This window comes from Streptomyces sp. NPDC030838, from assembly GCF_055572035.1.
In genome coordinates this window covers 942,967-967,877 of sequence record NZ_JBVIED010000001.1, presented here as the reverse complement: position 1 = coordinate 967,877, position 24,911 = coordinate 942,967, and the positions used below count along the sequence as shown (strand labels likewise).

Sequence of the window (24,911 nt, the reverse complement as noted above, 5' to 3'; positions counted from 1 at the left end):
TCGCCCCCCGAGCCAGCGAAAAAGGACTGACGTCCTGTTTCTTTATACGGGGTTGGCCAGGGGGAACCGCACATTTGCGCCATCCGTGCCGGGGTGGACCGGCCTCAGGGCGATGGACGGGCGTCGTCGTCCCGGCGGCCGGAGAGCAGGAGTTCGGCCCGGTGAGGGGAGGTGTCCAGCTTGGCCAGCACGCCCGAGCGGGCGACGTTGGGGAGGATCAACTCCAGGAAGGCCGACACCTCTTCGGACAGATCGCCGCCGGGCAGCGTCTCGGTGATCAGCTGGATGCCGGTCCAGGCCCCGGCGAGCAACCGCGCCACCTCCGACGGCTCGACGTGGCGCAGCAGTTCGCCCCGCTCCTTGGCCTCGGTCAGCAACGTCTCGCCCGCGCACACCCATTGGGGCCACCGGCTGCCGAACAACCGGCGCGCCCGGAGGTCGACCGACAGCCGGACGGTGGCCCCGAGCAGCGGGTCCCTGGGCAGCCGGTAGGCGAGCAGCAGCGCCAGGTCCACCCATTCCTGGAGCTTGAGGGCCTGCGCCGGCACCCGGTCCAGCGCCGCCGCCTCGTCGAGGATGGCCCGCGCCAGCTGCTCCTTCGAGGCGAAGTGGAAGTACAGGCCGCCGCGGGTGAGCCGGGTCCGCTCGATGAGCCCGCCGATGGTGGTGGCGTCGTACCCGAACTCGTTGAACATCTCGGCGGCGGTCTCGAGGATCACCCTCCGGGTGTGGACCGCCCGTTCCTGCCTCCCCACGCAGCGCCTCCCACGACAACGCCCTTGACCCGTGCTTGGGTTCACACTTGCTCATGGCCAAAACCGAACGGAGATCCGGTACTTTAACAGCGTACTGAGTGTGATCTGACCCATTGACTCAGGGGGAACGTTGTACGACGTCGCTGTCGACCCGGCTCCGTCCGCTCCGGCGCTGCTGGGCGCCTACGCCCATCTGAAGCGGGAGGAGTACTTACTCGTCACCGGCTGGGAACGCCTGACCGCGCACGAGATCTCGCTCGGCGTCAGGTGGCCGGCCGTACAGGGGGATCTGCCGTACGACCCGCGCATCCTCGCGCAGACGGTCCGCCAGACCGGCCTGATCGTCGCGCACGCCGCCTACGACGTGCCGCTCGGCCACCAGACCATGCTGAGCACCCTGGGCATCACCGTCGCCCCCGGCCTGCGCATACCCAGAGGCAGCGCGACGGCCCTGGAGGTGCGGGTCACCGTGTCGGAGAGCGGGGGCCGACGCCGTACGACGAACGCGCTGCACATGACCTTCCACGTGCTCCGGGACGGGGTCACCGTGGCCCGTGCCGAGAGCGAGTTCGCCTGGATCTCGGAGCGGGTGTACGAGCGGGTCCGCGGCGCCCGCCGCGGCGTCGACTGGGGGGCCTGGCCGCTGCCGGAGCCGGTGGACGCCCGGCTGGCCGGCCGCCCCTGCGCCGCGGACGTGGTGCTGGCCGCCGGGGACCGGCCGAACCGCTGGCTGCTGCGCAACGACCCCGGCAACCATCTGCTCTTCGACCATCCCGTCGACCATGTGCCGGGCCTGGTCCTGCTGGAGGCCGCCGACCAGGCGGCGCGCGCCCTGACGTCTCCGGCGGCCTTCACACCCGGCCGTCTCGACGCCGTGTACCGGCGGTACGTCGAGTTCGACCAGCCCTGCTGGATCGAGGCCGAGCCGCTGCCCGAGCCCGGCTCCGTGCGGGTCACCGGAACGCAGGGCGGGGAAGCCGCCTTCCGGGTCGACTTCCGGGCGGACGGGCTGAAGCCGGGTCGAGTCGTCGGCTGACACCGCGTGTGCCGTCCCTCGCGGCGGTCGCCGGCGGCAACGACACGGCCCCGCGGGCCGCCCCTGGGGGAAGGGGCCGGACCGCGAGGCGGGGGAGTGTCCGTGTGTTACTGCGTGACCGCGACCTTCTCGGCCTCCGCCGGCTGTTCCTTCGGCACCCAGCGCAGGGCGAGCACGCCCAGGGCCAGGCAGAGCAGGCTCGCCACACCGATCGCCACGTGCATACCGGTGAGGAAGGCGTCCTTGGCCTCGGCGACCGTGCCGGCGGCCAGACCGGGCGTGTCCAGCGTCTCGTTGAGCGTGCCCGCGACGTCGGGCCCGGTCAGCCGGAACCACAGGGCCGCGAGCGAACCGAGGAGTGAGATGCCCAGGGCGTTGCCCAGCTCGTTGCTCATCTCGGCGAGCGACGCGGCCGAGCCGGCGCGCTCGGCCGGCACCGCCGCGACGGCGGTGTCCGCGACCAGGCTGAAGGAGAAGCCGTAGCCGACGCCGGTGACGACCGAGGAGGCGATGAACGCCGCCACACCGTGCTCGGTGGTCGTCAGCAGCAGAAGCAGCAGACCGACTCCCATGAAGAAGTGCGAGGCGATCAGCGCCGACCGCATGCCGATCCGCTCGACCACACCGCTGGCCCCGATGCACGCGGCGGTGAGGACGGCCGCGCCCGGGAGCACCAGCAGGGCCGCCGTCAGCACGGTGTAGCCGAGAACCGACTGGAGGTACACACCGGTGAGATAGCCGGCGGCCGCCCACGCGACCAGCGACAGCAGGCCGGTGAGGATCGCCACGGTGAACACATGGTCCTTGAAGAGCCGCAGATCGAGGAGCGGGTACTCCAGCGTGAGCTGCCGCCGCACGAACCACACCAGGACCGCCAGGCCGACGACGCCGGTGACGGCCTGCGTCGAGGAGAAGCCCTCCGCCGCGGCCGACTTGACCGAGTACACGGCCAGCAGGATGCCGACGGCGGACAGGGCGACGCTGAGGGCGTCGACGCGGCCGGGGTTGGTGGTGCGCACCTCCTTCAGCAGCACCGGCGCGAAGGCGAGGAACAGCACGACGACGGGGATGTTGATGAGGAAGACCACACCCCAGTCGAACCGGCTGAGCAGCAGACCGCCGAGCACCGGTCCGACGGCGAATCCGGCGGCGAAGGTCGCCGCGAAGATGCCGATGGCCTGGGAGCGTTGCCTCGGGTTGTGGAAGAGGCTGCTGATGATCGCCAGACCGGAGGGCAGCAGCGTCGCGCCGCCGAGGCCCATCAGCGCGCGGCAGGCGATGAGCACTTCGGGGTTCGGCGAGAAGGCGGCACCGACCGAGCCGAGACCGAAGACGATCGCGCCGCTCAGCAGGAACTTGAGCCGGCCGTAGCGGTCGCCGAGGTTACCGAAGGCGATGAGCAGGGAGGAGACCACGAATCCGTAGATGTCCAGGATCCACAGTGCCTGATCGGTACTTGGCGTGATCGCGGACGTGATGCTCGGCATCGCGAGATAGAGGACGGAGCCGTCCATCGCGACGAGTGCGACCGGGCCGAGCACGATGACGAGGCCCAGCCAGGCCCGTCGGTCGGCACGCTCCGCGACTAAGTCGAGGGAAGTCACGGGGGCAACCTTTCAGGAGAAGGTGCGAAGAAGTTCGAACGCTGCATACGGCGTACGCGAAATGCCCGGCGTACGTCGTACGCGATCAGGGTGCGTACATAGTACGCGAGACGTGGCGTACATCGTACGCGAAATGGGTGCGTACGTTGTACGCAAGCTGCTGGGTATACTACCCCATGGCCATCAAGACACAAGGCAGGCACGTGAGTTCACCAGGCCTGTCACGGGGCGCGATCGTGGCGGCCGCCGTGCGCATCGCCGACGCCGAGGGTGTCGCCGCGCTCTCGATGCGACGCCTTGCGACCGAGCTCGACTCGGGCGTCATGTCGCTCTATCGGCACGTGGCGAACAAGGACGCGCTGCTCACCGCGATCACCCAGGCGGCATGTGACGAACACCCCTATCCCGAACCCGCGCCGCCGGACTGGCGGGAAGCGATGCGGCTCGCGGCGCGGCTCGACTGGGAGGTGTACTGCAAACACCCCTGGGCGCTGGTGACATCGAGCTCCGCCCGGCACTTCTCGGACACCTCGTGCCTCGACTGGATGGTGGACGCGCTCGCCGGCCTCACCGACGACCCCGACCTGGCGCGGTCCTTCTCGATCGCCGTGTGGTCGTATGTGCAGGGCGTGTGCATCCAGCATGTGGCGCAGCAACTGCTGCCCGGCGGGGACAAGCCGGAACAGTCCCCGCTGAGGGCCACGGAAGAGGATTTCGAGATGGGGCTGGAGACTCTGCTCGACGGTATGGAGCAGCGTGCGCTGCGGGCCAAGTCGGGCCACGCGGAGCCCCGTTCCGTGCGGACCTTTCCGGCCGTGGCGCGCGGCTGAACCGAACACCCGGCTGCCGGGCGGTATTTGGGTGTCTGTCCGGGAGCCGGGTCGTTTGGCACGGTATGACGACCACGCATTCGATGAACACCAGGCGCAACGAGCGGCCGGCCACCGCGGCCGACCTGGCCCCGCTCGCCTTCGCCGGATACGCCCACTTCACCGCGATGCAGGTGCGCGACGGCCGGGTGCGCGGCCTCGACCTGCATCTGGAACGGCTGCGGCACGGCTCGGCCGAACTCTTCGGCCGGGCCCTGCCCGACGACCGGGTACGGTCCTGGCTGCGCGCCGCCCTGGCCGACGGCCCGGCCGATCTCTCGCTGACGGCGACCGTCTATTCACCGTCCGGCGAGTTCACCGTGTCCGCGCCCGACGAGGAACCCGAACTGCTCATCCGTACCGCCCCGCCCGCCTCCGGCCCGCGGGGTCCGCTGGCCTTGGCGGTGGTGGAGCACGAGCGGTTCCTGCCGTGGGTGAAGCACGTCGGCGAACCGGCCAAGACGTACTTCCTGCGGCGCGCCGTCGACGAGGGCCACGACGACGTCGCCTTCACCGACCGCCGGGGCCGGCTGAGCGAGGCCTCGATCTGGAACCTGGCCTTCTGGGACGGTTCTTCCGTGGTGTGGCCGGCGGCCGGCATGCTCGGCGGGGTCACCATGGGCGTCGTCCGCAGGCGGCTGGAGCACCTCGGCGTCGGCCAGCGCGTCCGGGAGGTCCGGGTCGCGGATCTGCCGGAGCTGGCGGGCGCGGCCGTGATGAACTCCTGGACGCCCGGCGTCGCGGTGCACCGGATCGGCGCGGTGCCCCTGCCCGAGGCCCCCGACTTCGTGGCCCTCCTGCACCGCGCCTACGAGGCCGAGCCGCTCGTCGCCCTGTAGCACCCGCCCGCCGGGCCGGGCCGACCGCGAGCGACGGCACCTGAGGGGCACGGGGGAGTGGCCTGCCGCGTCTCGACCACCTGGAAACCTGGAGGGCGGACGAAGGCGGCAGCGACCTCAGCCGCCTCCGCAGCGGGCCCGCGACCTCAGTCGCCGCCGCGGCGGGCCCGTGACCTGAGCCGCCTCCGCAGCGGGCCCGTGACCTGAGCCGCCGCCGTTGCGGATCCGCGACCTGAGCCGCCGCCGCAGCGGGCCCGCGACCTCAGTCGCCGCCGCTGCGGGCCCGTGACCTGAGCCGCCTCCGCTGCGGGCCCGTGACCTGAGCCGCCTCCGCTGCGGGCCCGTGACCTGAGCCGCCGCCGCTGCGGACCCGTGACCTCAGTCGCCGCCGCAGCGGGCCCGCGACGGTGATCCGTGAACCGCAGGCCCCCCGCGACGCCGGCCCGATCCCGATCCGGACCACAGGCGCCCTAGGGGACGCAGCAGATCTCCCGCTCGGTCGGCGCGGTGGCACAGCCATCGGGGACCGGCCAGCCGTCGAACCGCCAGGTCTCCACCGGCGGTTCGCCGGCCAGGGTGACGCGGCTGCCGGACGCGTCGATCCGGCCACGTACCCCCTCCGCGGAGAGCTGCGGCAGCACCAGACGCCAGAACGGGGTGACCGGCGACCGGGACGGCGCGGAGGCCCGGTCCCGTTCCAGCCCTGCCACTCCCGCCAGCACCGCCGTGACGGCGGAGACCGCGTCGTCGAGATCCACGCCGGGGGCCAGACTGCCCTGCCGCCGGGCGACCGTGAGCAGCCCGCGCACCCAGTCCCGCCACAGCGGCCACAGGATCGACCCGCTGTGCCAGGCCGCGTCGTGCGCGAGGCCGAAACCGGCTCTCAGCACCGGGTCCTGGGAGACCCGCCGGGCCAGCCGGTGCGAGGTGTCGACGAGCAGCTGGAGCGGGGCGGGGTGAAGGGCCGGATCCTGCGCGATGAGACAGCGCAGGATCTCGGCCGCGGCCGACTCCACCGCCTCACCGAGGGCCTGCTTGTTGCGGAAATGGAAGTGCAGGGCGCCCTGGCTGACCCCGGCCAGGGCACAGATCTGTCCGATGGATGATCCCGCGAAGCCCGCCCGGTCGAAGACCTCGGCGGCGGACTGGATCAGTAGTCGACGTGTCTTTGCGGCACGGTCCTGCATGACGATGCGCACTCCGGTTGAGGGAGGGAGGGGGGAGTGGTGGGCGAGGATCGGTGACCCGCACGCGGGCGTGCCGGGCGGCGACGCCGGGCACCGGCCACGGCGGAATCGCGGGCGCACATCCCCGTGCACCGCTCCACTCTTACCACGTCGGCAACGGGAGATGGACGGCACGTTACCGACCCTGGCGGGATATCGTGCCTGTCATGATCGCCATACGGTTCGACCGCTTCGGCGGTCCCGAAGTACTCACCGTCGTCGACGTCCCCGCCCCGCTGCCCGGCCCGGACGAGGTCCTGATCACCGTCGAGGCCGCCGGGGTGAACTACGCCGACACCCATCAGGTGGACGGCTCCTACCTCGCCGCCGACCAGCTGCCGCACATCCCCGGCAGCGAGGTCGTCGGCCGCACCGAGGACGGGAGGCGGGTGCTGGCCAAGGTCTCCCACGGCTACGCGGAACAGGCGGTGGCCAAGCGGTCCGCGCTCGTGGAGATCCCCGAGGAGCTGGACGCGGGGGCGGCTCTCGCCCTGCTGGTGCAGGGTCTGACCGCCTGGCATCTGCTGCGGACGGCGGCCCGGCTGCGCTCCGGCGAGACCGTGGTCGTGCACTCCGCGGCCGGCGGCGTCGGCAGTCTCGCCGTACAGCTGGCCAAGGAGTTCGGGGCCGGGCGGGTGTGGGCGCAGGCCTCCTCGCCCGAGAAGCGGCAGCTCGCCCTGGATCTCGGCGCGGACGCCGCCGTCGACCACCCGCTGCCCGAGCGGGCCGACGTGATCCTCGACGCGGTCGGCGGTGAGCTGTTCGACCGCGCCCTGGACTCCCTGGCCTCCGGCGGACGCCTGGTCAGCTACGGCAACTCCGCGCGCACCGGCTTCACCCCCGTCGACCCGGCCCGGCTCAGCCGGCTGAACGCCGCCGTCGTCGGCTTCTGGCTGCGTCCCACCCTGGCCGAGCCCGGCGCCTTCACCGAGCCCCTGAAGGAACTCCTCGACCTGACCGCGCGAGGCCGGCTGCGGCCGGTGGTGCACCCGGCGTATCCGCTGGCCGAGGCCCGCCGTGCCCACGAGGACCTGCTGGCCCGGCGCACGACCGGCAAGGTCGTGCTGCGCCCCTGATCACAGCGGGTCTCCCGACCGACCTGACGGATCCCGCGGCCGACCTGACGGATCGTCCCGGCGACCTGACAGATCGTCGGTCGCGTGCTCGGGGATCCCGTTCGGCTGTGCCTAGCATCGGGTGACGAGCTGGAAACGGCACGGGGCCGATCCGCACCGGCGGCGGCCCCCGAGACGCGCGGCGCCGCCCCGACGGGCAGACATGGGCGCGCGCACCCCGGCCGTCCGATTCCCCAGCCCTGAAGTCGGCCAATCATGCGACGCGGAGACCCAGAATGCGACTTGCGCAAGTGGTGGAATCTGTCATGGAGCGCCACGCGGACCGGCCCGCCATCGGCGAACGTGTGAAGGAGTTCACCCGGGACGCCGAGACGGGCCGGACCGCGATCCGGCTGCTGCCCCGCTACGAGACGACCAGCTACCGCGACCTGTGGGCGCGGGTCCGGGCCGTGGCGAGCGAGTGGCACCACCACCCGAGGCATCCGCTGAGCGCGGGCGCGCGCGTCGCCCTCCTCGGCTTCACCAGCCGCGACTACACCACGATCGACCTCGCGTGCGTCCATCTCGGCGCCGTGGCCGTGCCGTTGCAGACCAGCGCCGCGCCGGCCCAGCTGAGGTCGATCGTCGCGGAGACCGAGCCGTTCGTCGTGGCGACGAGCCTGGAGCGGCTGGACGCCGCCGTCGACCTGTTACGCGACAACGCGTCGGTGCGGCGGCTGGTGGTCTTCGACTTCCACCCGGAGGCCGACGACCATCGCGAGACCTTCGCCGCGGCCTGCGCACGCCTGGCCGAGACCCGCCCCGACGTCGTCGTGGACCCCCTCGCCGCCCTCGTCGAGCGGGGCACCATCCTGCCCGAGGCCCCGCTGTTCACCGCGCCCGAGGGCGAGGATCCGCTGGCGATGCTCATCTACACGTCCGGCAGCACCGGCACCCCGAAGGGCGCCATGTACACCGAGCGGCTGGCCGGCGCCATGTGGGGCGGCGCCTGGGCGAAGCTGTTCGACGAGACCTACGCGGTCACCTTCCACTACATGCCGATGAGCCATGTCGCCGGGCACTCCTCGCTGAAGGCCACCATGGTCCGCGGCGGCACCAGTTACTTCACGGCGAGCAGCGATCTGTCGACGTTCTTCGAGGACATCGCCCTGGCCCGGCCCACCGAACTCTCCCTGGTGCCCCGGGTGTGCGAGATGCTCCACCAGCGGTTCCGCAGCGAGGTCGACCGGCGCGTCGCCGCCGGAGCCGGCCGGGAGGCGGCCGAGGCCGAGGTGCGCGCGGACATCCGGGAGAACGTCCTCGGCGGGCGGGTCACCTGGGCCAGTTGCGCCTCCGCCCCGCTCTCCGCCGAACTGACCGCGTTCACCGAGTCGTTGCTGGGCCTGGAGCTGCACAACGTCTACGGCTCCACGGAGGCCGCCGGGGTCTCCGTCGACGGGGTGCTGCTGCGCCCGCCGGTCGTCGACTACAAGCTCGCCGACGTGCCCGAACTCGGCTACTTCCGCACCGACTCGCCCCACCCGCGCGGCGAACTCCTGCTGAAGACCGACGCCATCATCCCCGGCTACTACAAGCAGCCGGAGCTGACCGCGGAACTCTTCGACGAGGACGGCTACTACAAGACCGGTGACATCGTCGCGGAGCTGGGCCCCGACCGGATCGCGATCGTGGACCGCCGCAAGAACGTCCTGAAGCTGTCCCAGGGGGAGTTCGTGGCCACCTCCCGGCTGGAGGCCGTCTTCGCCGCGAGCCCGCTGGTCCGGCAGATCTTCGTGTACGGCAACAGCGAGCGGTCGTATCTCCTCGCCGTGGTCGTCCCCACCCCCGACGCGCGGCGCGAGTTCGGCGCGGACGAGCAGGAGCTGAAGCGGCGGCTGAGCGAGTCGTTCCAGGAGCTGGCCAAGGAGGCCGGGCTCAACTCGTACGAGATTCCCCGCGACGTCCTCCTGGAGACCGAACCGTTCAGCCAGGCCAACGGCCTGCTCTCGGACCACCGCAAGCTGCTGTGGCCCCGGCTGGTGGAGCGGTACGGCGAGCGGCTGGAACGGCTCTACGCCGACACCGCCCGCCGTGAGGACGAGGAGCTGCGGGAGATCCGCCGCGCGGGCGCCGACCGGCCGGTGCTGGAGACGGTGCAGCGGGCCGCGCGGGCGCTGCTGGCCGGATCGGCCGCCGAGGTGAGCCCCGGCGCCCACTTCCGTGACCTGGGCGGGGACTCGCTGTCCGCGGTGTCCTTCGCCACCCTGCTGGAGGAGACCTTCGGCGTGCGGGTGCCGGTCGACATGGTCATCAGCCCCGCCTACGACCTGCGGCATCTCGCCGAGCACATCGAGGCAAGGCGCGGGGAGTCCGCCGACCGGCCCGCGTTCGCCTCGGTGCACGGCGCGGGCGTCACCGAGGTGCAGGCCAAGGACCTCACCCTGGACAAGTTCATCGACGCGCGCATCCTCACCGACGCGCCGGCGCTGCCCCGTGCGCACGGCGCGCCGCGGACCGTGCTGCTGACCGGGGCGAGCGGCTACCTCGGCCGGTTCCTCGCTCTCCGGTGGCTGGAGGAGCTGGCTCCGGCCGGCGGCCGGCTGATCGCCCTGGTGCGCGGGAAGGACGCTGCCGCGGCCCGGCGCCGCCTGGACGCGGCCTTCGACAGCGGCGACCCGGAGCTGGTCCGCACCTACGAGAAGCTCGCCGCGGGCCGTCTGGAGGTGCTGGCCGGCGACATGGCCGAGCCGCGGCTCGGGCTGGACGAGGCGACCTGGGACCGGCTGGCCGACGAGGTCGACCTGATCGTCCACGCGGGCGCCCTGGTCAACCATGTGCTGCCCTACCCGCACCTGTTCGACGCCAACGTGGTCGGCACCGCCGAACTGATCCAGCTGGCGCTCACCCGCCGGATGAAGCCGTTCACCTACATCTCCAGCGTCGCCGTCGCCAACGCCCGCCCGGGGCAGCCCGCCCTCGACGAGGACTCCGACGTCCGCGAGGCCATGCCGGCGCTGCCGGTCGACGGGGGCTACGCCGGCGGGTACGCCACCAGCAAGTGGGCCGGTGAGGTGCTGCTGCGGGAGGCGCACGACCTGTGCGGGCTGCCGGTGACCACCTTCCGGTCCAACATGATCCTGGCGCACAGCCGGTACGGCGGACAGCTGAACGTCCCCGACATGTTCAGCCGTCTGCTGTTCAGCGTCCTCGCCACCGGCATCGCGCCGCGCAGCTTCTACCGCGCCGACGGCGCCCGGGCCCACTACGACGGTCTGCCCGTCGACTTCACCGCCGCGGCCGTCGTCGCCCTGGGCGGCCGCGGCGGGGCCGGCGCCGGGTACCGGACGTTCAGCCTGGTGAACCCGAACGACGACGGTGTCTCCCTCGACACCTTCGTCGACTGGCTGACGGAAACCGGGCACCGCATCGAACGGGTCGACGACTACGCCGACTGGTACATCCGGTTCGAGGCCGCGATGCGCGCCCTGCCCGAGGACCGGCGGCAGTACGCCGCGCTGCCCATCCTGCACGGCTTCAAGGAGCCCGAGGAGCCGGTGCCCGGATCCGTCATCCCCTCCGAGCGCTTCCGCGCCGCCGTCCGGGCCGGCGGGATCGGCGCCCACCGGGACATCCCGAGCCTCACCCGCGATCTTGTCGCGAAGTATGCGGCGGACCTCAAGGCCCTGCTGCGGCCTGTGGTAGGCACACGGCATGAACAGTGATCTTCTCGCCGGGAAAGTCGTCCTGATCACCGGAGCGAGCAGCGGCATAGGCGCCGCCGCGGCCAGGGTGTTCACCCAGGAGGGCGCGACGGTGGTGCTCGCCGCCCGCAGGGCGGACCGACTGGCGCGGCTGACCGAGGAGTTGCGGGCGAAGGGCGCCGAGGCCGCGCACGTCGTCTGCGACGTCGCCGTCGCGGACGACGCGGCCCGGGCCGTCGAGTTCGCCGTCACCGAGTACGGGCGGCTGGACGGGGCGTTCAACAACGCCGGCATCGGCGGGGACCGCACTCCGCTGCACCTGATGACCGACGACGTGTACGACACCGTCATGGACGTCAACGTCCGCGGCGTCTGGAACTGTCTGCGCCATGAGATCGCCGCCATGCTGCGGCACGGCGGGGGCGCCGTCGTCAACAACTCCAGTGTGGCGGGGCTGGTGGCGATCCCCGCCGCCGCGCCGTACATCGCCGCCAAGCACGCGGTGGTCGGCCTGACCAGGGCGGCGGCCGACGAGTACGCCCAGCAGGGCATCCGGGTGAACGCGGTGGCCCCGGGCACCACCCGCAGCGAGATCACCGAGGACTGGTTCCGGCGCAACCCGGGCCTGGAGCAGACGGTCAACTCGATGACACCGCAGGGCCGTACGGCCGAGCCGGAGGAGATAGCCGCCGCGGCGGCCTGGCTGCTGAGCGACCGCTGCCCGTTCCTGACCGGAACGGTGCTGCCCGTGGACGGCGGCTTCGTCAACCAGTGACGGACACCGCTCCAGGACGCGGAGCCGGACGAATCCCGTCTCCGGCTCCGCCGTCCCGGCCGAGTTCGGGCCTTGGTAACATACCGAACCTTCGGTAGGACGTGGTTGATCGATCAACGTTCCCTCGGGGCGTGGGGGCGAGTCTGGGGGCGGCCGAGTGGCGCGGCAGGAGCGTGCGATCCGTACGCGTGAGTCCATTCTGGAGGCCATGGCGAGCCTCTTCATCGAGGTCGGTTACGAAGCCGCCACCATCGCGGCGCTCGTCGAGCGGACCGGACTGACCCGCGGCGCCCTCTACTTCCACTTCCCGACCAAGGAGGCCATGGCGCGTGGGGTGCTCGCCCGGGCGGTGACCCGCGAGGGGATCATCCCGCAGACGTACAAGCTCCAGGAGTGGGTCGACCTCGGACTGCTGCTCGCCCACCGGCTGCCCCGGGAGCCGATGCTGCGGGCCGCCGTCCAGCTGTCCGTCGACCCCCGGGCGCGCAGCCTGTTCGGCACCCGCTGGCCGGACTGGATCGACCTGGGCCGGGATCTGCTCGTCGAGGCCAAGGAGCGCGGCGAACTGCTGCCGCACGCGGTCCCCGAGGAGATCGCACGGCTGGCCGTCGGCGCCTGGACCGGGGTGCAGCTGGTCACCGAGGCCCTGCCGGACGGGCCCGGCCTGGGCGAGGAGATCGCCCGCCTCTACCAGCTGATCCTGCCCAACGTCGCCAGTGTCGGCGTCCTCGCCAAACTGGACATGTCCCCGTACCGCGCCGAACGGCTGCTGGCATCGCGGGAGCAGGCGTCGCCGACTCCTTGACCCTAGGGGGCGTCTCGTCGATCAGGGCCGGACCAGCAGCTGGAAGTCGAAGGCGTAGCGCGAGGCGCGGTAGATGTGGGTGCCGTACTCGACGGGGCGGCCGGTGTCGTCGTAGGCGGTGCGCTGCATGGTGAGCAGGGCGGCGCCCTCGTGCTCGTCCAGGCGGGCCGCCTCCTCGGCGGTGGCGGAGCGGGCGCCGACGGTCTGGCGGGCGCTGTGCAGGGTGAAGCCGGCCGCGCGCAGCATGCGGTACAGGCCGGTCGTCTCCAGCCGGCCCGTGTCCAGGGCGAGCAGGTCCGGCGGCAGGTAGTTGCACAGGAACGCCACCGGCTGGCCGTGGGTGAGGCGCAGCCGCTCCAGGACGACGACGTCGCCGCCCTCCGGGACGCCGAGCGCGGCGGCCACGTCGGCTGGCGCCGGGATCCGTTCGTTGTGCAGCACCCGGGTGGCCGGGCTCTGTCCGGCGGCCTGCAGGTCGTCGTAGAGACTGCTCAGTTCCAGCGGACGCCGGACCTGGCTGTGCACCACCTGGGTGCCGACGCCGCGGCGGCGCACCAGCAGGCCCTTGTCGACGAGGGACTGGATGGCCTGCCGGACGGTCGGCCGGGACAGCCCGAGGCGGGCGGAGAGGTCGACCTCGTTGCCCAGCAGGTTCCCGGGGGCCAGCACCCCGTGCTCGATGGCCTCTTCCAGTTGGCGCGCGAGCTGGTAGTACAGAGGCACCGGGCTGGTGCGGTCGAGGGTGAAGCGCACGGCATCGAGTGCGGAGACGGTCGTCGCCACGGGGACACCTCCTGTGGGCGGTCGGTCACCAGGTGTAGGCCGGGGAGCGCCGCCTTGTCAATCGTTTGTACTTACATTCGGACCTGCTTGTGAAATGATGTCTTAACAAAGTATTGACAGCGGGCGCGCCAAGGGATGGAATCCGGTCTCAACGCAACAGCCGCAAGGCAGAGCCGTGCTTCCCCCGTCGCACAGTGAGGTGCAGGAAAGATGGACCGCACTCCTCGGGACCGCTCGTCCCGCTCCCGCTCCCGCAGCATCACCTCAGCCCTGGCCGTGGCAGCGGCAGCGGCCCTGGTCCTCGCGGGCTGCTCCAGCAGCTCCGGCGGCAAGAAGGCCGAGGAGTCCCCGGAGGGCGCCGCCGCGGGCAAGGCCTCCACACCGCGGATGACGGTCGCCCTGATCACCCACCAGTCGCCCGGAGACACCTTCTGGGACATCGTCCGCAAGGGCGCCCAGACCGCCGCCGACAAGGACAACGTCAAGCTGGTCTACTCGGCCGACCCCAACGCCGGCAACCAGGCCAACCTGGTGCAGAACGCGATCGACCAGAAGGTCGACGGCATCGCCATCACCCTCGCCAAGCCGGACGCCCTCAAGGACGTGATCAGCAAGGCGAACGCGGCCGGGATACCCGTGGTCGGCCTCAACTCCGGGGTGAGCGAGTGGCAGAAGCTCGGCCTCATGGAGTTCTTCGGCCAGGACGAGACCGTGGCCGGCGAGGCGCTCGGCAAGCGGCTGAACGAGTCCGGCGCCAAGAAGGCCGTCTGCGTCATCCAGGAACAGGGCAACATCGGCCTCACCCAGCGCTGCGACGGCGTGAAGAAGACCTTCTCCGGCGACACCGAGACCCTGTACGTCAACGGCACCGACATGCCCTCGGTGAAGTCGACGATCAGCGCCAAGCTCAAGGAGGACGACGCCATCGACTACGTCGTCACCCTCGGCGCCCCGTTCGCGCTGACCGCGGCGCAGTCGGTCTCCGAGTCCGGCAGCAAGGCGAAGGTCGCCACCTTCGACCTCAACAAGCAGCTGACCGGCGCCATCAGCGACGGCTCCATCGAGTTCGCCGTCGACCAGCAGCCCTACCTCCAGGGCTACCTCGCGGTCGACTCCCTGTGGCTCTACAAGAACAACGGCAACTACAGCGGCGGCGGCGAGGAGCCCGTGCTGACCGGCCCGGCCTTCGTCGACAAGTCCAACGTCGACCGGATCGCCGAGTTCGCCGCGAAGGGCACCCGGTGATGAGCATGACCCAGCAGGCTGCGCCGGCGGTGACCACACCGCCGGCCCCCGGCCCCAAGGAGACCGACGGGCGCACTGCCCGGCGCCCGCTGGCGCTGCGGCTGCTCGCCCGCCCCGAGGTGGGCGTCTTCCTCGGTGCCGTCGCGGTGTTCGTGTTCTTCCTGGTCACCGCCCCACCGGTGCGCGACGGCAGCTCGATGGCGAACATCCTCTACCAGTCGTCGACCATCGGGATCATGGCCCTGCCGGTGGCGTTGCTGATGATCGGCGGCGAGTTCGACCTGTCGTCCGGCGTCGCGGTGGTCACCTCCGCGCTCACCGCCAGCATGATCAGCTACCAGCTGACGATGAACGTCTGGGTCGGTGTGATCGCCGCGCTGATCACCTCCCTCGCGATCGGCCTGTTCAACGGCTGGATGCTGGTGAAGACGGGACTGCCGAGCTTCCTGGTCACCCTCGGCACCTTCCTGATCCTCCAGGGCGTCAACCTCGCCGTCACCAAGCTGATCACCGGCAACGTCGCCACCGACGACATCAGCGACATGGACGGCTTCGACCAGGCCAAGGCGATCTTCGCCTCGTCCTTCGACGTCGGCGGCGTCCAGGTGAAGATCACCGTGGTGTGGTGGCTGGTCTTCGCCGCTCTCGCCACCTGGGTGCTGCTGCGCACCAAGTACGGCAACTGGATCTTCGCGGTCGGCGGCAACAAGGAGAGCGCGCGAGCGGTCGGCGTCCCCGTCACCTTCACCAAGATCTCGCTGTTCATGCTGGTCGGTTTCGGCGCCTGGTTCGTCGGCATGCACCAGCTGTTCTCCTTCAACACCGTGCAGTCCGGCGAGGGCGTCGGCCAGGAGCTGATCTACATCGCCGCGGCGGTGATCGGCGGCTGTCTGCTCACCGGCGGCTACGGCTCCGCGATCGGCCCGGTCTTCGGTGCTTTCATGTTCGGCATGGTGCAGCAGGGCATCGTCTACGCGGGCTGGAACCCCGACTGGTTCAAGGCCTTCCTCGGCGTGATGCTGCTCGGCGCCACCCTGATCAATCTGTGGGTCCGCAGGACCGCGACCCGGAGGTGACCCACCCATGACCACCGTGACCGAGACACCTCTCGTCGAACTCCGCGCGGCCGGCAAGTCGTACGGCAACATCCGCGCCCTGCACGGCGTCGACCTGACCGTCCGCCCAGGCAAGGTGACCTGCGTGCTCGGCGACAACGGCGCCGGAAAATCCACCCTCATCAAGATCGTCTCCGGGCTGCACCAGCACACCGAGGGCGAGTTCCTGGTCGACGGCGAGCCGGTCCGCTTCTCCACCCCGCGCGAAGCCCTCGACCGGGGCATCGCCACCGTCTACCAGGACCTGGCGACCGTCCCGCTGATGCCGGTGTGGCGGAACTTCTTCCTCGGCTCCGAGATCACCAAGGGGCCGTGGCCGGTCCGCCGCCTCGACATCGAGACGATGAAGCGGACCGCCGACGAGGAACTGCGCGCCATGGGCATCGTCCTCGACGACCTCGAACAGCCCATCGGCACCCTCTCCGGCGGCCAGCGCCAGTGCGTCGCCATCGCCCGCGCGGTCCACTTCGGCGCCCGGGTGCTGATCCTCGACGAGCCGACCGCCGCGCTCGGCGTCAAGCAGTCCGGGGTGGTGCTGAAATACATCGCCGCCGCCCGCGACCGCGGCCTCGGCGTCATCTTCATCACCCACAACCCCCACCACGCCTACATGGTCGGCGACCACTTCAGCGTGCTGCGCCTCGGCACCCTCGAACTCTCCGCCGACCGCAGCGAGGTCAGCCTCGAGGAGCTGACCAACCACATGGCCGGCGGCGCCGAACTGGCCGCCCTCAAGCACGAACTCGCACAGGTCCGCGGTGTCGACGTGGAGGAACTCCCCGACGAGCAGGACCTCCAGACCCCCGCCGCGACCCCCTCGGAAGGAAACACCTGACATGGCCCCTGTGCTCGACCGCATCCGGGTCGGCTCCGCCCCCGACTCCTGGGGCGTCTGGTTCCCCGACGACCCGCAGCAGGTGCCCTGGGAACGCTTCCTCGACGAGGTCGCCGAGGCCGGCTACTCCTGGATCGAACTGGGCCCGTACGGCTATCTGCCGACCGACCCGGCACGCCTCACCGACGAGGTGACCAAGCGGAACCTGAAGGTCTCCGCGGGCACCGTCTTCACCGGCCTGCACCGCGGCCCCGCCGTCTGGGACGCCACCTGGGAGCACGTCAGCCAGGTCGCCGCCCTCACCCAGGCCATGGGCGCGAGGCATCTCGTCGTCATCCCCTCCTTCTGGCGGGACGACAAGACCGCCGAGATCCTGGAGCCGCCGGAGCTGACCGGTGCGCAGTGGGCGTACCTGACCAAGGGCATGGAGCGGCTCGGGTACGAGGTGAAGGAGACCTACGGCCTGGACATCGTCGTCCACCCGCACGCCGACACCCACATCGACACCGAGGCGCACGTCGAGCGCTTCCTCGACTCCACCGACTCCGAGCTGGTCAACCTCTGCCTGGACACCGGGCACTACGCCTACTGCGGCGGCGACAGCGTCAAGCTGATCGAGACCTACGGCGAGCGCATCGGCTATCTGCACCTCAAGCAGGTCGACCCCGAGATCCTCGCCGATGTGGTGGCGAACGGCGTGCCGTTCGGCCCGGCAGTCCAGCGCGGCGTGATGTGCGAGCCGCCCGGCGGCGTGCCGGAACTGGAGCCCGTCCTGGCGGCGGCGCAGCGTCTCGGCGTCGAGCTGTTCGCGATCGTCGAGCAGGACATGTACCCGTGCGAGCCGGACAAGCCCCTGCCGATCGCGGTGCGCACGCGGAAGTTCCTGCGGTCCTGCGGGGCGTGAGGGCTGTTCGGCGACGCGGGTTCGTGCCCGCGCTCACCGTCGCGGCCGCTTCAGCCGCTCCGCGCCCGACCCGGAGGCCGGTTCAGGAGCCGTCGTCCGCCTCGGCGCTCCGCCGGCCGCCCCGGGCCAGCAGCACCGCGCCGCCGGCCGCGAGCACGGACCCCGTCGCCGCCGCGGCGACCGGCACGGTCGAACCCACCGCGCGCAACCGGGCGTTGTCCTCCTTGGCGCGGCTCACCGCGAACTCCTGTGTGGCGGTGGTGTGGGTGAGCTTCGGGACGTCGAGCAGCACCACGGCGTCCTTGTCGCCGTCCGGGGCGCGCAGCGTACGGCGCGGGCCGAGCTGGGCGTACAGGGTGCGGCCGGTGGCCTGGTCGACGACCAGCTTGATGCCGTGGTTCGCGTACCACTCCTCCGCGAGCACCTGCTCGGCGCCGGGCCGCCCGACCAGCGCGCCGGGCACCTGACGGGTGCCGACCTTCGTCGGTGGGACGGTGCCCGTGAAGACGTAGCCCCGGTGGCCGCGGATCTTCTCGGTGCCCCGGTAGGAGAGCGTGATCGTCGAACCCAGCTGGCTGTCCCACCAGCTGTAGGAGCGCTTCTCCACACCGAAGGGGAACTTCAGATACGCCTCGCCCTCGTGGTACGGCTGCTCCTCGCAGCAGTGCGCGGGCCGGTTGGTGCGGCGCTCGGTCACCCAGCGGTCGGTGGAGAAGTCCAGCGCGTCGTGCGGGTCGGCCGCGGGCAGCGAGTCGTCGGTGTCGACCGTGGTCACCACGTCCCAGACCGCCTTGCCGCTGCGCTCGCTGTCGGCGACGTCGCCGCGCACCCGCTGGGTGACGGTGATCCGCCGGTCGTGGACCGTCTCGGCCTCGCCGACGTCGAAGTAGCTGCCCGTTCCGGTGTAGACGGCGGTGACGTCGATGTCGATCGGGTTCACCGCCGCGCGCGGCTTGACGTACCAGACCAGCAGCGGCGCGAGGACCAGCAGGAAGACGCCCAGGCCCAGCAGGACCAGGGAGAGGGGCGAGGTGCTACGGCGCATCGGCACTCCGGCACTTCAGGGCTCCGGGGCAGCGGCGGCCCCGCTGCCCGGAGACCGTACGGGCGGCCGTCGCGGCGCGTCTACGCACGCGCGTGACAAAAGCGGCGGGGTCAGTGGGATCAGCGGCTCGCGGTCAGTGGGATCAGCGGCTCGCGTCGAGCGCCGCCAGGACCGCGTGGGTGAGCCGGGTGACGTAGGCCTCGTCGGTGGGACCGCCGACCGCCAGCATCCGGAAGTACAGCGGTGCGCCGAACAGGTCGACGGCCAGGCCCATGTCGATGTCGGCGGGCAGCTCACCGCGCTCCACCGCCTGCCGCAGCAGCGCGGCGACCGCGGCGCGGCGGGGCGCGAGGACGGCCGTGTGCAGCGCCTCGCGCAGCGACGGGTTGCGGGCCGACTCGGCGACCAGATCGGGGATGATCCGCCCGACCAGCGGGTGGCTCAGGTCGGCCACGGTGTCCCGGACGAACCGGGTGACGTCCGCGCGGAGCGAGCCGGAGCCGGCCGGGGCGGGCAGATGGGCGGCGGCGGCCTCGGAGACCAGCTCCACCACCATCGCCTCCTTCGACGGCCAGCGGCGGTACAGGGCCGCCTTGCCGACCCGGGCGCGGCGGGTGACGGCCTCCATCGACATCCGGGCGTACCCGGTCTCGGCCAGTTCCTCGAAGACCGCCCGCCTGATCGTCTCGGTCACGGATTCGCGGAGCACGGCGGAGCCCGTGGGGCGGCGGTCGAGGGCGCCGTGGCCGGTCGCGTCGCTGGTCGAGTCCATCGCCGGAGACTAACACCGGACGGAACGGTTGCGTTCCGTCTCGGGCGGGTGTACGTTCCCGGCCACACGGAACGGCTCCGTTCCGTTCCGTTGGAGGCGCCGGCCGAAGGGGGCCCGGATGAAGTTCCTCTCCACCGAAGCGGTCCGGCCCGGGCCCCGGCCCCGCACGGTGCTGGCGCTGCTCGCCCTGTTCGTCGTGATCAACGCCGCCGACAAGGCGGTGCTCGGACTGACCGCGGGGCCCGTGAAGGACGAACTGGGACTGACCGCCACCGAGTTCGGCACGATCGCCAGCAGCTTCTACCTGCTCTTCAGCCTCTCCGCCGTCTCGGTCGGCTTCCTCGGCGACCACATCCGCCCCCGGCCCCTGCTCGCCGCGCTCGCCCTGGTGTGGGCCGCCGCTCAACTGCCGATCCTGCTCCCCGCGGCCGGCTACGGCGCGCTGATCGCCACCCGGGTGGTGCTCGGGGCGGGCGAGGGGCCGGGCTATCCACTCGCCAACTACACCGCGTTCACCTGGTTCCCGGAGAAGCGGCGCGCCCTGCCCTCCGCCGTCGTCGTCGCGGGTGGCGCGGGCGGCACCATCGTCGCCGCCCCGCTCGTCCTGCTGGTCACCGACACCCTCGGCTGGCGCGCCGCGTTCGGCCTCCTCGGCGCAGCGGGGCTGCTGTGGACCGCCGCATGGCTACGACTCGGCGGCGGAGGCCCGTACCGGGCACACCCCGGACCGGCCGCGTCCGAGAAGCGTCTGGCCCCGACCGACGTGGATACGCGGGTGGCGGGCGCCGACATGGACCCGCACCTGGCGCCCGCCGGCGGAAAGCCGGGCCTGGCGCCCATCGATGCGGTCCCGCCTCCGGCTTCCGCCGAGGCGGCGCTCATCGATGCGGTGCCGCCTCCGGCTTCCGCCGATGCGGAGCCGCAGCCGGCACCTGCCGACGCGATACCGCGCCTGGTGCCCGCCGATGGGAGGCCGCGCCCGGCATCCATCGATGCGGTCCTGCCCCCGGCTTCCGCCGATGCGGAGCCGCAGCCGGCACCTGCCGACGCGATATCGCGCCCGGCGTCCATTGATGCGGTGCCGCCTCCGGCTTCCGCCGAGGCGGAGCCGCAGTCGGCATGTGGCGACGCGATACCGCGCCTGGCACCCGCCGATGGGAGGCCGTGCCCGGCATCCATTGACGCGGTCCTGCCCCCGGCTTCCGCCGACGGGGATCAGAAGCCGGGGGACGCCGACGTGGACCTGCGCCTGGCGCCCGCCGATGGGAGGCCGCGCCCGGCGTCCATTGATGCGGTGCCGCCTCCGGCTTCCGCCGATGCGGAGCCGCGGCCGGCGTGTGCCGACGCGGACCTGCGCCTGGCACCCGCTGACGGGAAGCCGCGTCCGGTGCCCATCGATGCGGCCTTGCCCCCGGCCCCCGCCGACGCGGACCCGCAGCCGGCACGCGCCGATGCGTCACCGCGCCTGGCGCCCGCCGACGAGAGGCCGCGCCCGGTGCCCATTGACGCGGCCGTGCCCCCGGCTTCCGCCGACGGGACCCCGCCCCCGGCTTCCGCCCCGGTCCCGCACTCGGCCTCTGCCGACGCGGCCGCGCAGCAGGCACGCGCCGGCGCGGGACCGCGCTCGGCGGCCATCGACGCGGGCCTGGCCCCGGACTCCGGCGACGCGGTACCGATCCCGGCCCTCGCCGACGCGAAGCCGCCCCCGCCCCCCGCCACCCCAGAGCCCCGCCCCTCGGCCGTGCCCTTCCGGCGGATCGTCGGTACCGGTACCTGGCTCGGTGCGACCCTCTCCACCTTCGCCGTGATGTGGACGCTCGCCCTCGGCTTCGCCTGGCTGCCGCTCTATCTGGAGGAGCAGGCCGGGTTCGGTGACGCGGCGATCGGGGTGATCGTCGGTCTGCCGGCCCTGGCGATGGCCGTGCTGGTGCTCACCGCCGGGGCCGTCGCGCACCGGCTGCTGCACGGCGGGACCAGTGCCCGCGTCGCCCAGGGACTGCTCGGCGCCGCGCTGCCGCTGCTCGCCGGGGTGTGCCTGCTGCTCACGACCCGCGTCGGGCCCGCACCGCTGCTGCTGCCGCTGCTGGTCCTGGCGTTCAGCGCGGGCAACGGACAGACCCCGCTCACCAACGCGGCCGTCGCCGACATCTGCCCGCCCGCCCGGCGCAGCGCCGCGCTGGGCCTGTCGTACGCCCTGGCCGCCCTCTCCAGCCTGCTCGCCCCCTACGTCACCGGCCGGATCATCGACGCCGCGCCGACCGAGGCCATCGGCTACGGCCGTGCCTTCGACCTGGCCGGCTGGCTGCTGATCGGCGGCGCGCTGCTCGCGGCGCTGCTGATACGCCCCGACCGCGACGCCCGCGCGCTGGGCACCGGCGGTCCCGCCACCTGATGCGCATCCACATGAACGCGAAGGAGTGACCGATGCCCGTGGACATCGCCGTCGTCGCCGGGGCCCGTACCCCGATCGGCCGGTACAAGGGTGCCCTCGCCTCGGCGCCCGCCCACCGCCTCGCCGCCCTCGTCGTCCGGGAGGCCGTGGTCCGCTCCGGGACACCGCTCGGCGCGGTGGACGAGGTGGTGCTCGGCTGTGTGGGCCAGGTCGGCCCCGAGGCGTTCAACGCCCGCCGTGCCACCCTGGCCGCCGGGCTGCCGGTGCGGACCACCGCCCACAACGTCAACCGGCTGTGCGGCTCGGGCCTGCAGGCGGTGTGGTCGGCCGCGCAGACCCTCGCCGTCGGTGCCGCGGACGTGGTCGTGGCGGGCGGTACCGAGTCGATGACCCGTCAGCCGCTGCTGGACTACAGCGAGCGCGCGCCCGACGAACTCGGCGGGCCGTCCTCCATCGACGGGACCGTCTCCCTCGTCACCGACCCCTTCGGCCGTTACCCCATGGGCATGACCGGCGAGATCGTCGCGGACCGGTACGGCATCTCCCGCGAGCGGCAGGACCGCTGGGCCGCGGAGAGCCAGCGGCGGACCGCCGAGGCCGTCGACGCCGGGCGGTTCGACGCGCAGATCGTGCCCGTCGCCACCCCGGGCGGCGTCGTCGAGCGCGACGAACACCCCCGGCCCGGCACCACGGTGGAGAAGCTCGCCACGCTGCCCACCGTCTTCGCCGACGACGGCACCATCACCGCGGGGAACTCCGCCGGCCTCAACGACGGCGCGGCGGCGGTCCTGCTCACCCGCGCCCGCGACCTGCCCCGCGGCACCACCCCGCTGTGCCTGCTGCGCGACGCGGCCGTCACGGCCCTCGAACCGGAGATCATGGGCGTCGCCCCCGCAGAGACCATCCGCACCCTGCTGCGCCGCAACGACCTCACCCTCGACGACATCGACCTGCTCGAACTCAACGAGGCGTTCGCGGCCCAGGTGCTGGCCGTCCTCGACACCCTCAAACTCGACCCGGACCGGGTCAACCCCAACGGCGGCGCCATAGCCCTCGGCCATCCCATCGGCGCCACCGGCGCGGTGCTGCTGCTGAAGGCGGCCCACGAACTGCGCCGCACCGGCGGCCGACTGGCGGTGGTCGCGCTGTGCATCGGCGGCGGCCAGGGCATTGCCGCGCTGATCGAGAACCCGGACGCCGAGAGCCCGGACGCCGAGAAGCCGGGCGGCACCCGGTGACGGCGTACGCCTGGCACCCGTCGCCGGAGTTCACCGAGCGGAGCAACATCGCCGCCTTCTGCCGCGCCCACGGCGTCGACGGCGGCTACCGCGCGCTCCAGGCCCGCTCCGCCGCCGACCCGGAGTGGTACTGGACGCGCGCGGTCGCCGACATCGGCATCGTCTGGCACCGCCCGCCCGACCGGATCCTCGACGACAGCGGCGGCATCGCCGCGACCCGCTGGTTCCCCGGCGCCCGCACCAACCTCGCCGACTCCTGCCTGGACCGCCACGTCCGGCAGGGGCGCGGGGCGGCGCCCGTACTGCGCTGGGAGCGGGAGGACGGCCGGCGCGGAGCGCTGACGTACGCGCAGGCCGCCGCGGGCAGCGCACGGGTGGCGGGCGGGCTGCGCGCGCTCGGGGTGGGGGAGGGGGACCGGGTGGCCTGCTGTCTGCCACCCGGTCCCGAAGCCTTCCTGCTGCTCTTCGCCTGCGCCCGGCTCGGCGCGCTGCTCGTGCCCCTCTTCTCCGGCTTCGGCGCGGAGGCCATCGCCCTCCGGCTCGCCGACGCCGGGGCACGGGTCCTGGTGACCGCCCGCTCCACGCTGCGGCACGGACGGGCGTACGACCTGGAGGCGGTGGCGCGGACGGCGGTCGCGGGCGTGCCGGGCGTACGGCACATGGTCGTCGTCCCCGACGACTGGGAGGGGCTCGCCGCCGCCGAGCCCTTCCCCGCGCGGTCCCTCGACGCCGACGCGCCCTTCCTGCTGCTGCACACCTCCGGCACCACCGGCCGCCCCAAGGGCGCGGTCCACACCCACGGCGGCTTCGCCGCGCAGGTCGGCAGCGAGACCCGCTACCACCTCGATCTCCGCCCGGACGACGTGGTGTTCTGGGTGACCGACCCCGGCTGGATCATGTTCCCGCTCGTCCTCGTCGGCACCACCCTCGCGGGCGGCTGCGTGGTGGCGTACGAGGGCGCGGTGGACCATCCGGACACCGGGCGGCTGTGGCGGCTGCTGGAGGTGCACCGGGTCACCGTGTTCGGCAGCTCGCCGAGTCTGTCGCGGATGCTGCGGGCCCGCGCGGTGCCGACCCCGGCGGTCCCCGACCGGCTGCGGGTTCTCGCCTCCACCGGGGAGCCGTGGACCGAGGAGGCCTGGCGCTGGTACTCCGCCGAGTTCGGCGGCGGCCGCTGCCCGGTGATCAACATCTGCGGCGGCACCGAGGTCGGCGGCTCCCTGCTCGCCTCCGCGCCGGTGGTGCCGCAGTCACCGTGCGGCTTCGCCGGGCCGTGCCTCGGCATCGACGCGGTCGTGGCCGACGAGTGCGGCGCGGAGCTGCCCGAGGGACAGGTCGGCGAGCTGGTCGTCCGGCGGCCCTGGCCGGGGATGACCCAGGGGCTGTGGCAGGCGCCGGAGCGGTTCCGGGAGGCCTACTTCAGCCGTCGGCCGGGGAGTTGGTCGCACGGCGACCTGGTGTCCCGGGTGGGGGACGAGTGGTTCGTGCACGGGCGCGCCGACGACGTCATCAAGGTGGCCGGCAAACGGCTCGGGCCCGCCGAGGCGGAGGACGCCGTCGTCGCCGACCCGGCGGTCACGGAGGCCGCCGCCGTCGGCGTCCCGCACCCCGTCAAGGGCGAGACGCTCTGGTGCTTCGCGGTCCCCGCCCCAGGCCGCGCCCTCGGCCCGGCCGACACCGAACGGCTCCGCGCCCGCGTCGCCGACGCCCTGGGCCCCGCCTTCCGCCCCGACCGCGTGCTGGCCGTCCCCGACCTGCCCCGGACCCGCAACGGCAAGGTCATGCGCCGCCTGCTGCGCGCCCTCGTCACCGGCGACCCGCCGGGCGACACCTCCACCCTCGTCGACCCGGCCGTGCTCGACCCGATCCGCACGGCGGTCCTCGCCTCCACCGGCACACCGACCCAGTGAACATCCT

The 24,911-nt window shown here is 72.5% G+C and carries 20 protein-coding genes; 14 read left to right on the top strand and 6 right to left on the bottom strand.

Annotation, left to right across the window (positions count from 1 at the left end):
* Positions 1-104: 104 nt before the first annotated feature.
* Positions 105-755: a ScbR family autoregulator-binding transcription factor gene (locus ACZ42A_RS04325; RefSeq protein ID WP_468525599.1), complete on the bottom strand. Its 651-nt coding sequence runs from the start codon at positions 753-755 to the stop codon at positions 105-107.
* A 130-nt stretch (positions 756-885) separates the two neighbouring features.
* Here ACZ42A_RS04325 and ACZ42A_RS04320 point away from each other — a divergent pair, with 130 nt between their 5' ends.
* Complete coding sequence (locus tag ACZ42A_RS04320) at positions 886-1,791, top strand: ScbA/BarX family gamma-butyrolactone biosynthesis protein (protein ID WP_468525598.1); 906 nt, start codon at positions 886-888, stop codon at positions 1,789-1,791.
* A gap of 107 nt (positions 1,792-1,898) precedes the next feature.
* Here the strand turns inward: ACZ42A_RS04320 and ACZ42A_RS04315 are convergent, their stop codons facing one another.
* Entirely contained in the window at positions 1,899-3,395 is a 1,497-nt protein-coding gene (locus ACZ42A_RS04315) for an MFS transporter (RefSeq protein WP_468525597.1), read from the bottom strand.
* Between the two features lie 203 nt (positions 3,396-3,598).
* On the opposite strand from ACZ42A_RS04315, the gene ACZ42A_RS04310 reads away from it, so the two are divergent.
* Together ACZ42A_RS04310 and ACZ42A_RS04305 are read left to right on the top strand one after the other, a co-directional pair.
* Complete coding sequence (locus ACZ42A_RS04310) at positions 3,599-4,225, top strand: TetR/AcrR family transcriptional regulator (RefSeq protein WP_468525596.1); 627 nt, start codon at positions 3,599-3,601, stop codon at positions 4,223-4,225.
* A gap of 83 nt (positions 4,226-4,308) precedes the next feature.
* Positions 4,309-5,103: an aminotransferase class IV family protein gene (locus tag ACZ42A_RS04305; RefSeq protein WP_468525595.1), complete on the top strand. Its 795-nt coding sequence runs from the start codon at positions 4,309-4,311 to the stop codon at positions 5,101-5,103.
* A gap of 470 nt (positions 5,104-5,573) precedes the next feature.
* Here the strand turns inward: ACZ42A_RS04305 and ACZ42A_RS04300 are convergent, their stop codons facing one another.
* On the bottom strand, positions 5,574-6,290 hold the full coding sequence (locus ACZ42A_RS04300; RefSeq protein ID WP_468525594.1) for a ScbR family autoregulator-binding transcription factor: 717 nt from the start codon (positions 6,288-6,290) through the stop codon (positions 5,574-5,576).
* A gap of 206 nt (positions 6,291-6,496) precedes the next feature.
* On the opposite strand from ACZ42A_RS04300, the gene ACZ42A_RS04295 reads away from it, so the two are divergent.
* From ACZ42A_RS04295 to ACZ42A_RS04280, 4 genes are all read left to right on the top strand, one after another.
* On the top strand, positions 6,497-7,405 hold the full coding sequence (locus ACZ42A_RS04295) for a quinone oxidoreductase family protein (RefSeq protein ID WP_468525593.1): 909 nt from the start codon (positions 6,497-6,499) through the stop codon (positions 7,403-7,405).
* A gap of 149 nt (positions 7,406-7,554) precedes the next feature.
* Positions 7,555-11,106, top strand: coding sequence for a carboxylic acid reductase (gene car / locus ACZ42A_RS04290; RefSeq protein WP_468526132.1), 3,552 nt, complete (start codon positions 7,555-7,557; stop codon positions 11,104-11,106).
* Positions 11,096-11,860 (top strand): glucose 1-dehydrogenase, encoded by a 765-nt coding sequence (locus ACZ42A_RS04285; RefSeq protein WP_468525592.1) that lies wholly within the window; start codon positions 11,096-11,098, stop codon positions 11,858-11,860. The genes car and ACZ42A_RS04285 overlap by 11 nt, the downstream gene beginning before the upstream one ends.
* Before the next feature lie 157 nt (positions 11,861-12,017).
* Positions 12,018-12,665, top strand: a complete 648-nt coding sequence (locus ACZ42A_RS04280; RefSeq protein WP_468525591.1) for a ScbR family autoregulator-binding transcription factor — start codon at positions 12,018-12,020, stop codon at positions 12,663-12,665.
* A 21-nt stretch (positions 12,666-12,686) separates the two neighbouring features.
* On the opposite strand, the gene ACZ42A_RS04275 is transcribed toward ACZ42A_RS04280, so the two are convergent.
* Complete coding sequence (locus ACZ42A_RS04275; RefSeq protein WP_468525590.1) at positions 12,687-13,448, bottom strand: GntR family transcriptional regulator; 762 nt, start codon at positions 13,446-13,448, stop codon at positions 12,687-12,689.
* Positions 13,449-13,658: 210 nt separating this feature from the next.
* Between ACZ42A_RS04275 and ACZ42A_RS04270 the strand changes: the two genes are divergently transcribed.
* The 4 genes from ACZ42A_RS04270 to ACZ42A_RS04255 are packed head-to-tail and all read left to right on the top strand — an operon-like array spanning position 13,659 to position 17,547.
* Positions 13,659-14,693 carry a sugar ABC transporter substrate-binding protein gene (locus ACZ42A_RS04270; RefSeq protein ID WP_468525589.1) on the top strand — a complete coding sequence of 345 codons (1,035 nt, stop codon included), beginning with the start codon at positions 13,659-13,661 and terminating at the stop codon, positions 14,691-14,693.
* Positions 14,693-15,769, top strand: coding sequence for an ABC transporter permease (locus ACZ42A_RS04265; protein WP_468525588.1), 1,077 nt, complete (start codon positions 14,693-14,695; stop codon positions 15,767-15,769). The genes ACZ42A_RS04270 and ACZ42A_RS04265 overlap by 1 nt, the downstream gene beginning before the upstream one ends.
* A gap of 7 nt (positions 15,770-15,776) precedes the next feature.
* Entirely contained in the window at positions 15,777-16,643 is an 867-nt protein-coding gene (locus tag ACZ42A_RS04260) for an ATP-binding cassette domain-containing protein (protein WP_468525587.1), read from the top strand.
* Between the two features lies 1 nt (position 16,644).
* On the top strand, positions 16,645-17,547 hold the full coding sequence (locus ACZ42A_RS04255) for a sugar phosphate isomerase/epimerase family protein (RefSeq protein WP_468525586.1): 903 nt from the start codon (positions 16,645-16,647) through the stop codon (positions 17,545-17,547).
* Between the two features lie 82 nt (positions 17,548-17,629).
* Here the strand turns inward: ACZ42A_RS04255 and pgfA are convergent, their stop codons facing one another.
* Together pgfA and ACZ42A_RS04245 are read right to left on the bottom strand one after the other, a co-directional pair.
* Positions 17,630-18,592 (bottom strand): cell envelope lipid trafficking protein PgfA, encoded by a 963-nt coding sequence (pgfA, locus tag ACZ42A_RS04250; RefSeq protein WP_468525585.1) that lies wholly within the window; start codon positions 18,590-18,592, stop codon positions 17,630-17,632.
* A gap of 142 nt (positions 18,593-18,734) precedes the next feature.
* Entirely contained in the window at positions 18,735-19,364 is a 630-nt protein-coding gene (locus ACZ42A_RS04245) for a TetR/AcrR family transcriptional regulator (RefSeq protein ID WP_468525584.1), read from the bottom strand.
* Positions 19,365-19,482: 118 nt separating this feature from the next.
* Here ACZ42A_RS04245 and ACZ42A_RS04240 point away from each other — a divergent pair, with 118 nt between their 5' ends.
* Genes ACZ42A_RS04240 through ACZ42A_RS04230 form a run of 3 tightly spaced genes read left to right on the top strand, consistent with a single transcriptional unit; the run spans position 19,483 to position 24,904 of the window.
* Entirely contained in the window at positions 19,483-21,756 is a 2,274-nt protein-coding gene (locus ACZ42A_RS04240) for an MFS transporter (RefSeq protein ID WP_468525583.1), read from the top strand.
* A 32-nt stretch (positions 21,757-21,788) separates the two neighbouring features.
* Positions 21,789-22,994, top strand: coding sequence for a thiolase family protein (locus tag ACZ42A_RS04235; RefSeq protein WP_468525582.1), 1,206 nt, complete (start codon positions 21,789-21,791; stop codon positions 22,992-22,994).
* On the top strand, positions 22,991-24,904 hold the full coding sequence (locus ACZ42A_RS04230) for an AMP-binding protein (RefSeq protein ID WP_468525581.1): 1,914 nt from the start codon (positions 22,991-22,993) through the stop codon (positions 24,902-24,904). The genes ACZ42A_RS04235 and ACZ42A_RS04230 overlap by 4 nt, the downstream gene beginning before the upstream one ends.
* Positions 24,905-24,911 lie beyond the last annotated feature (7 nt).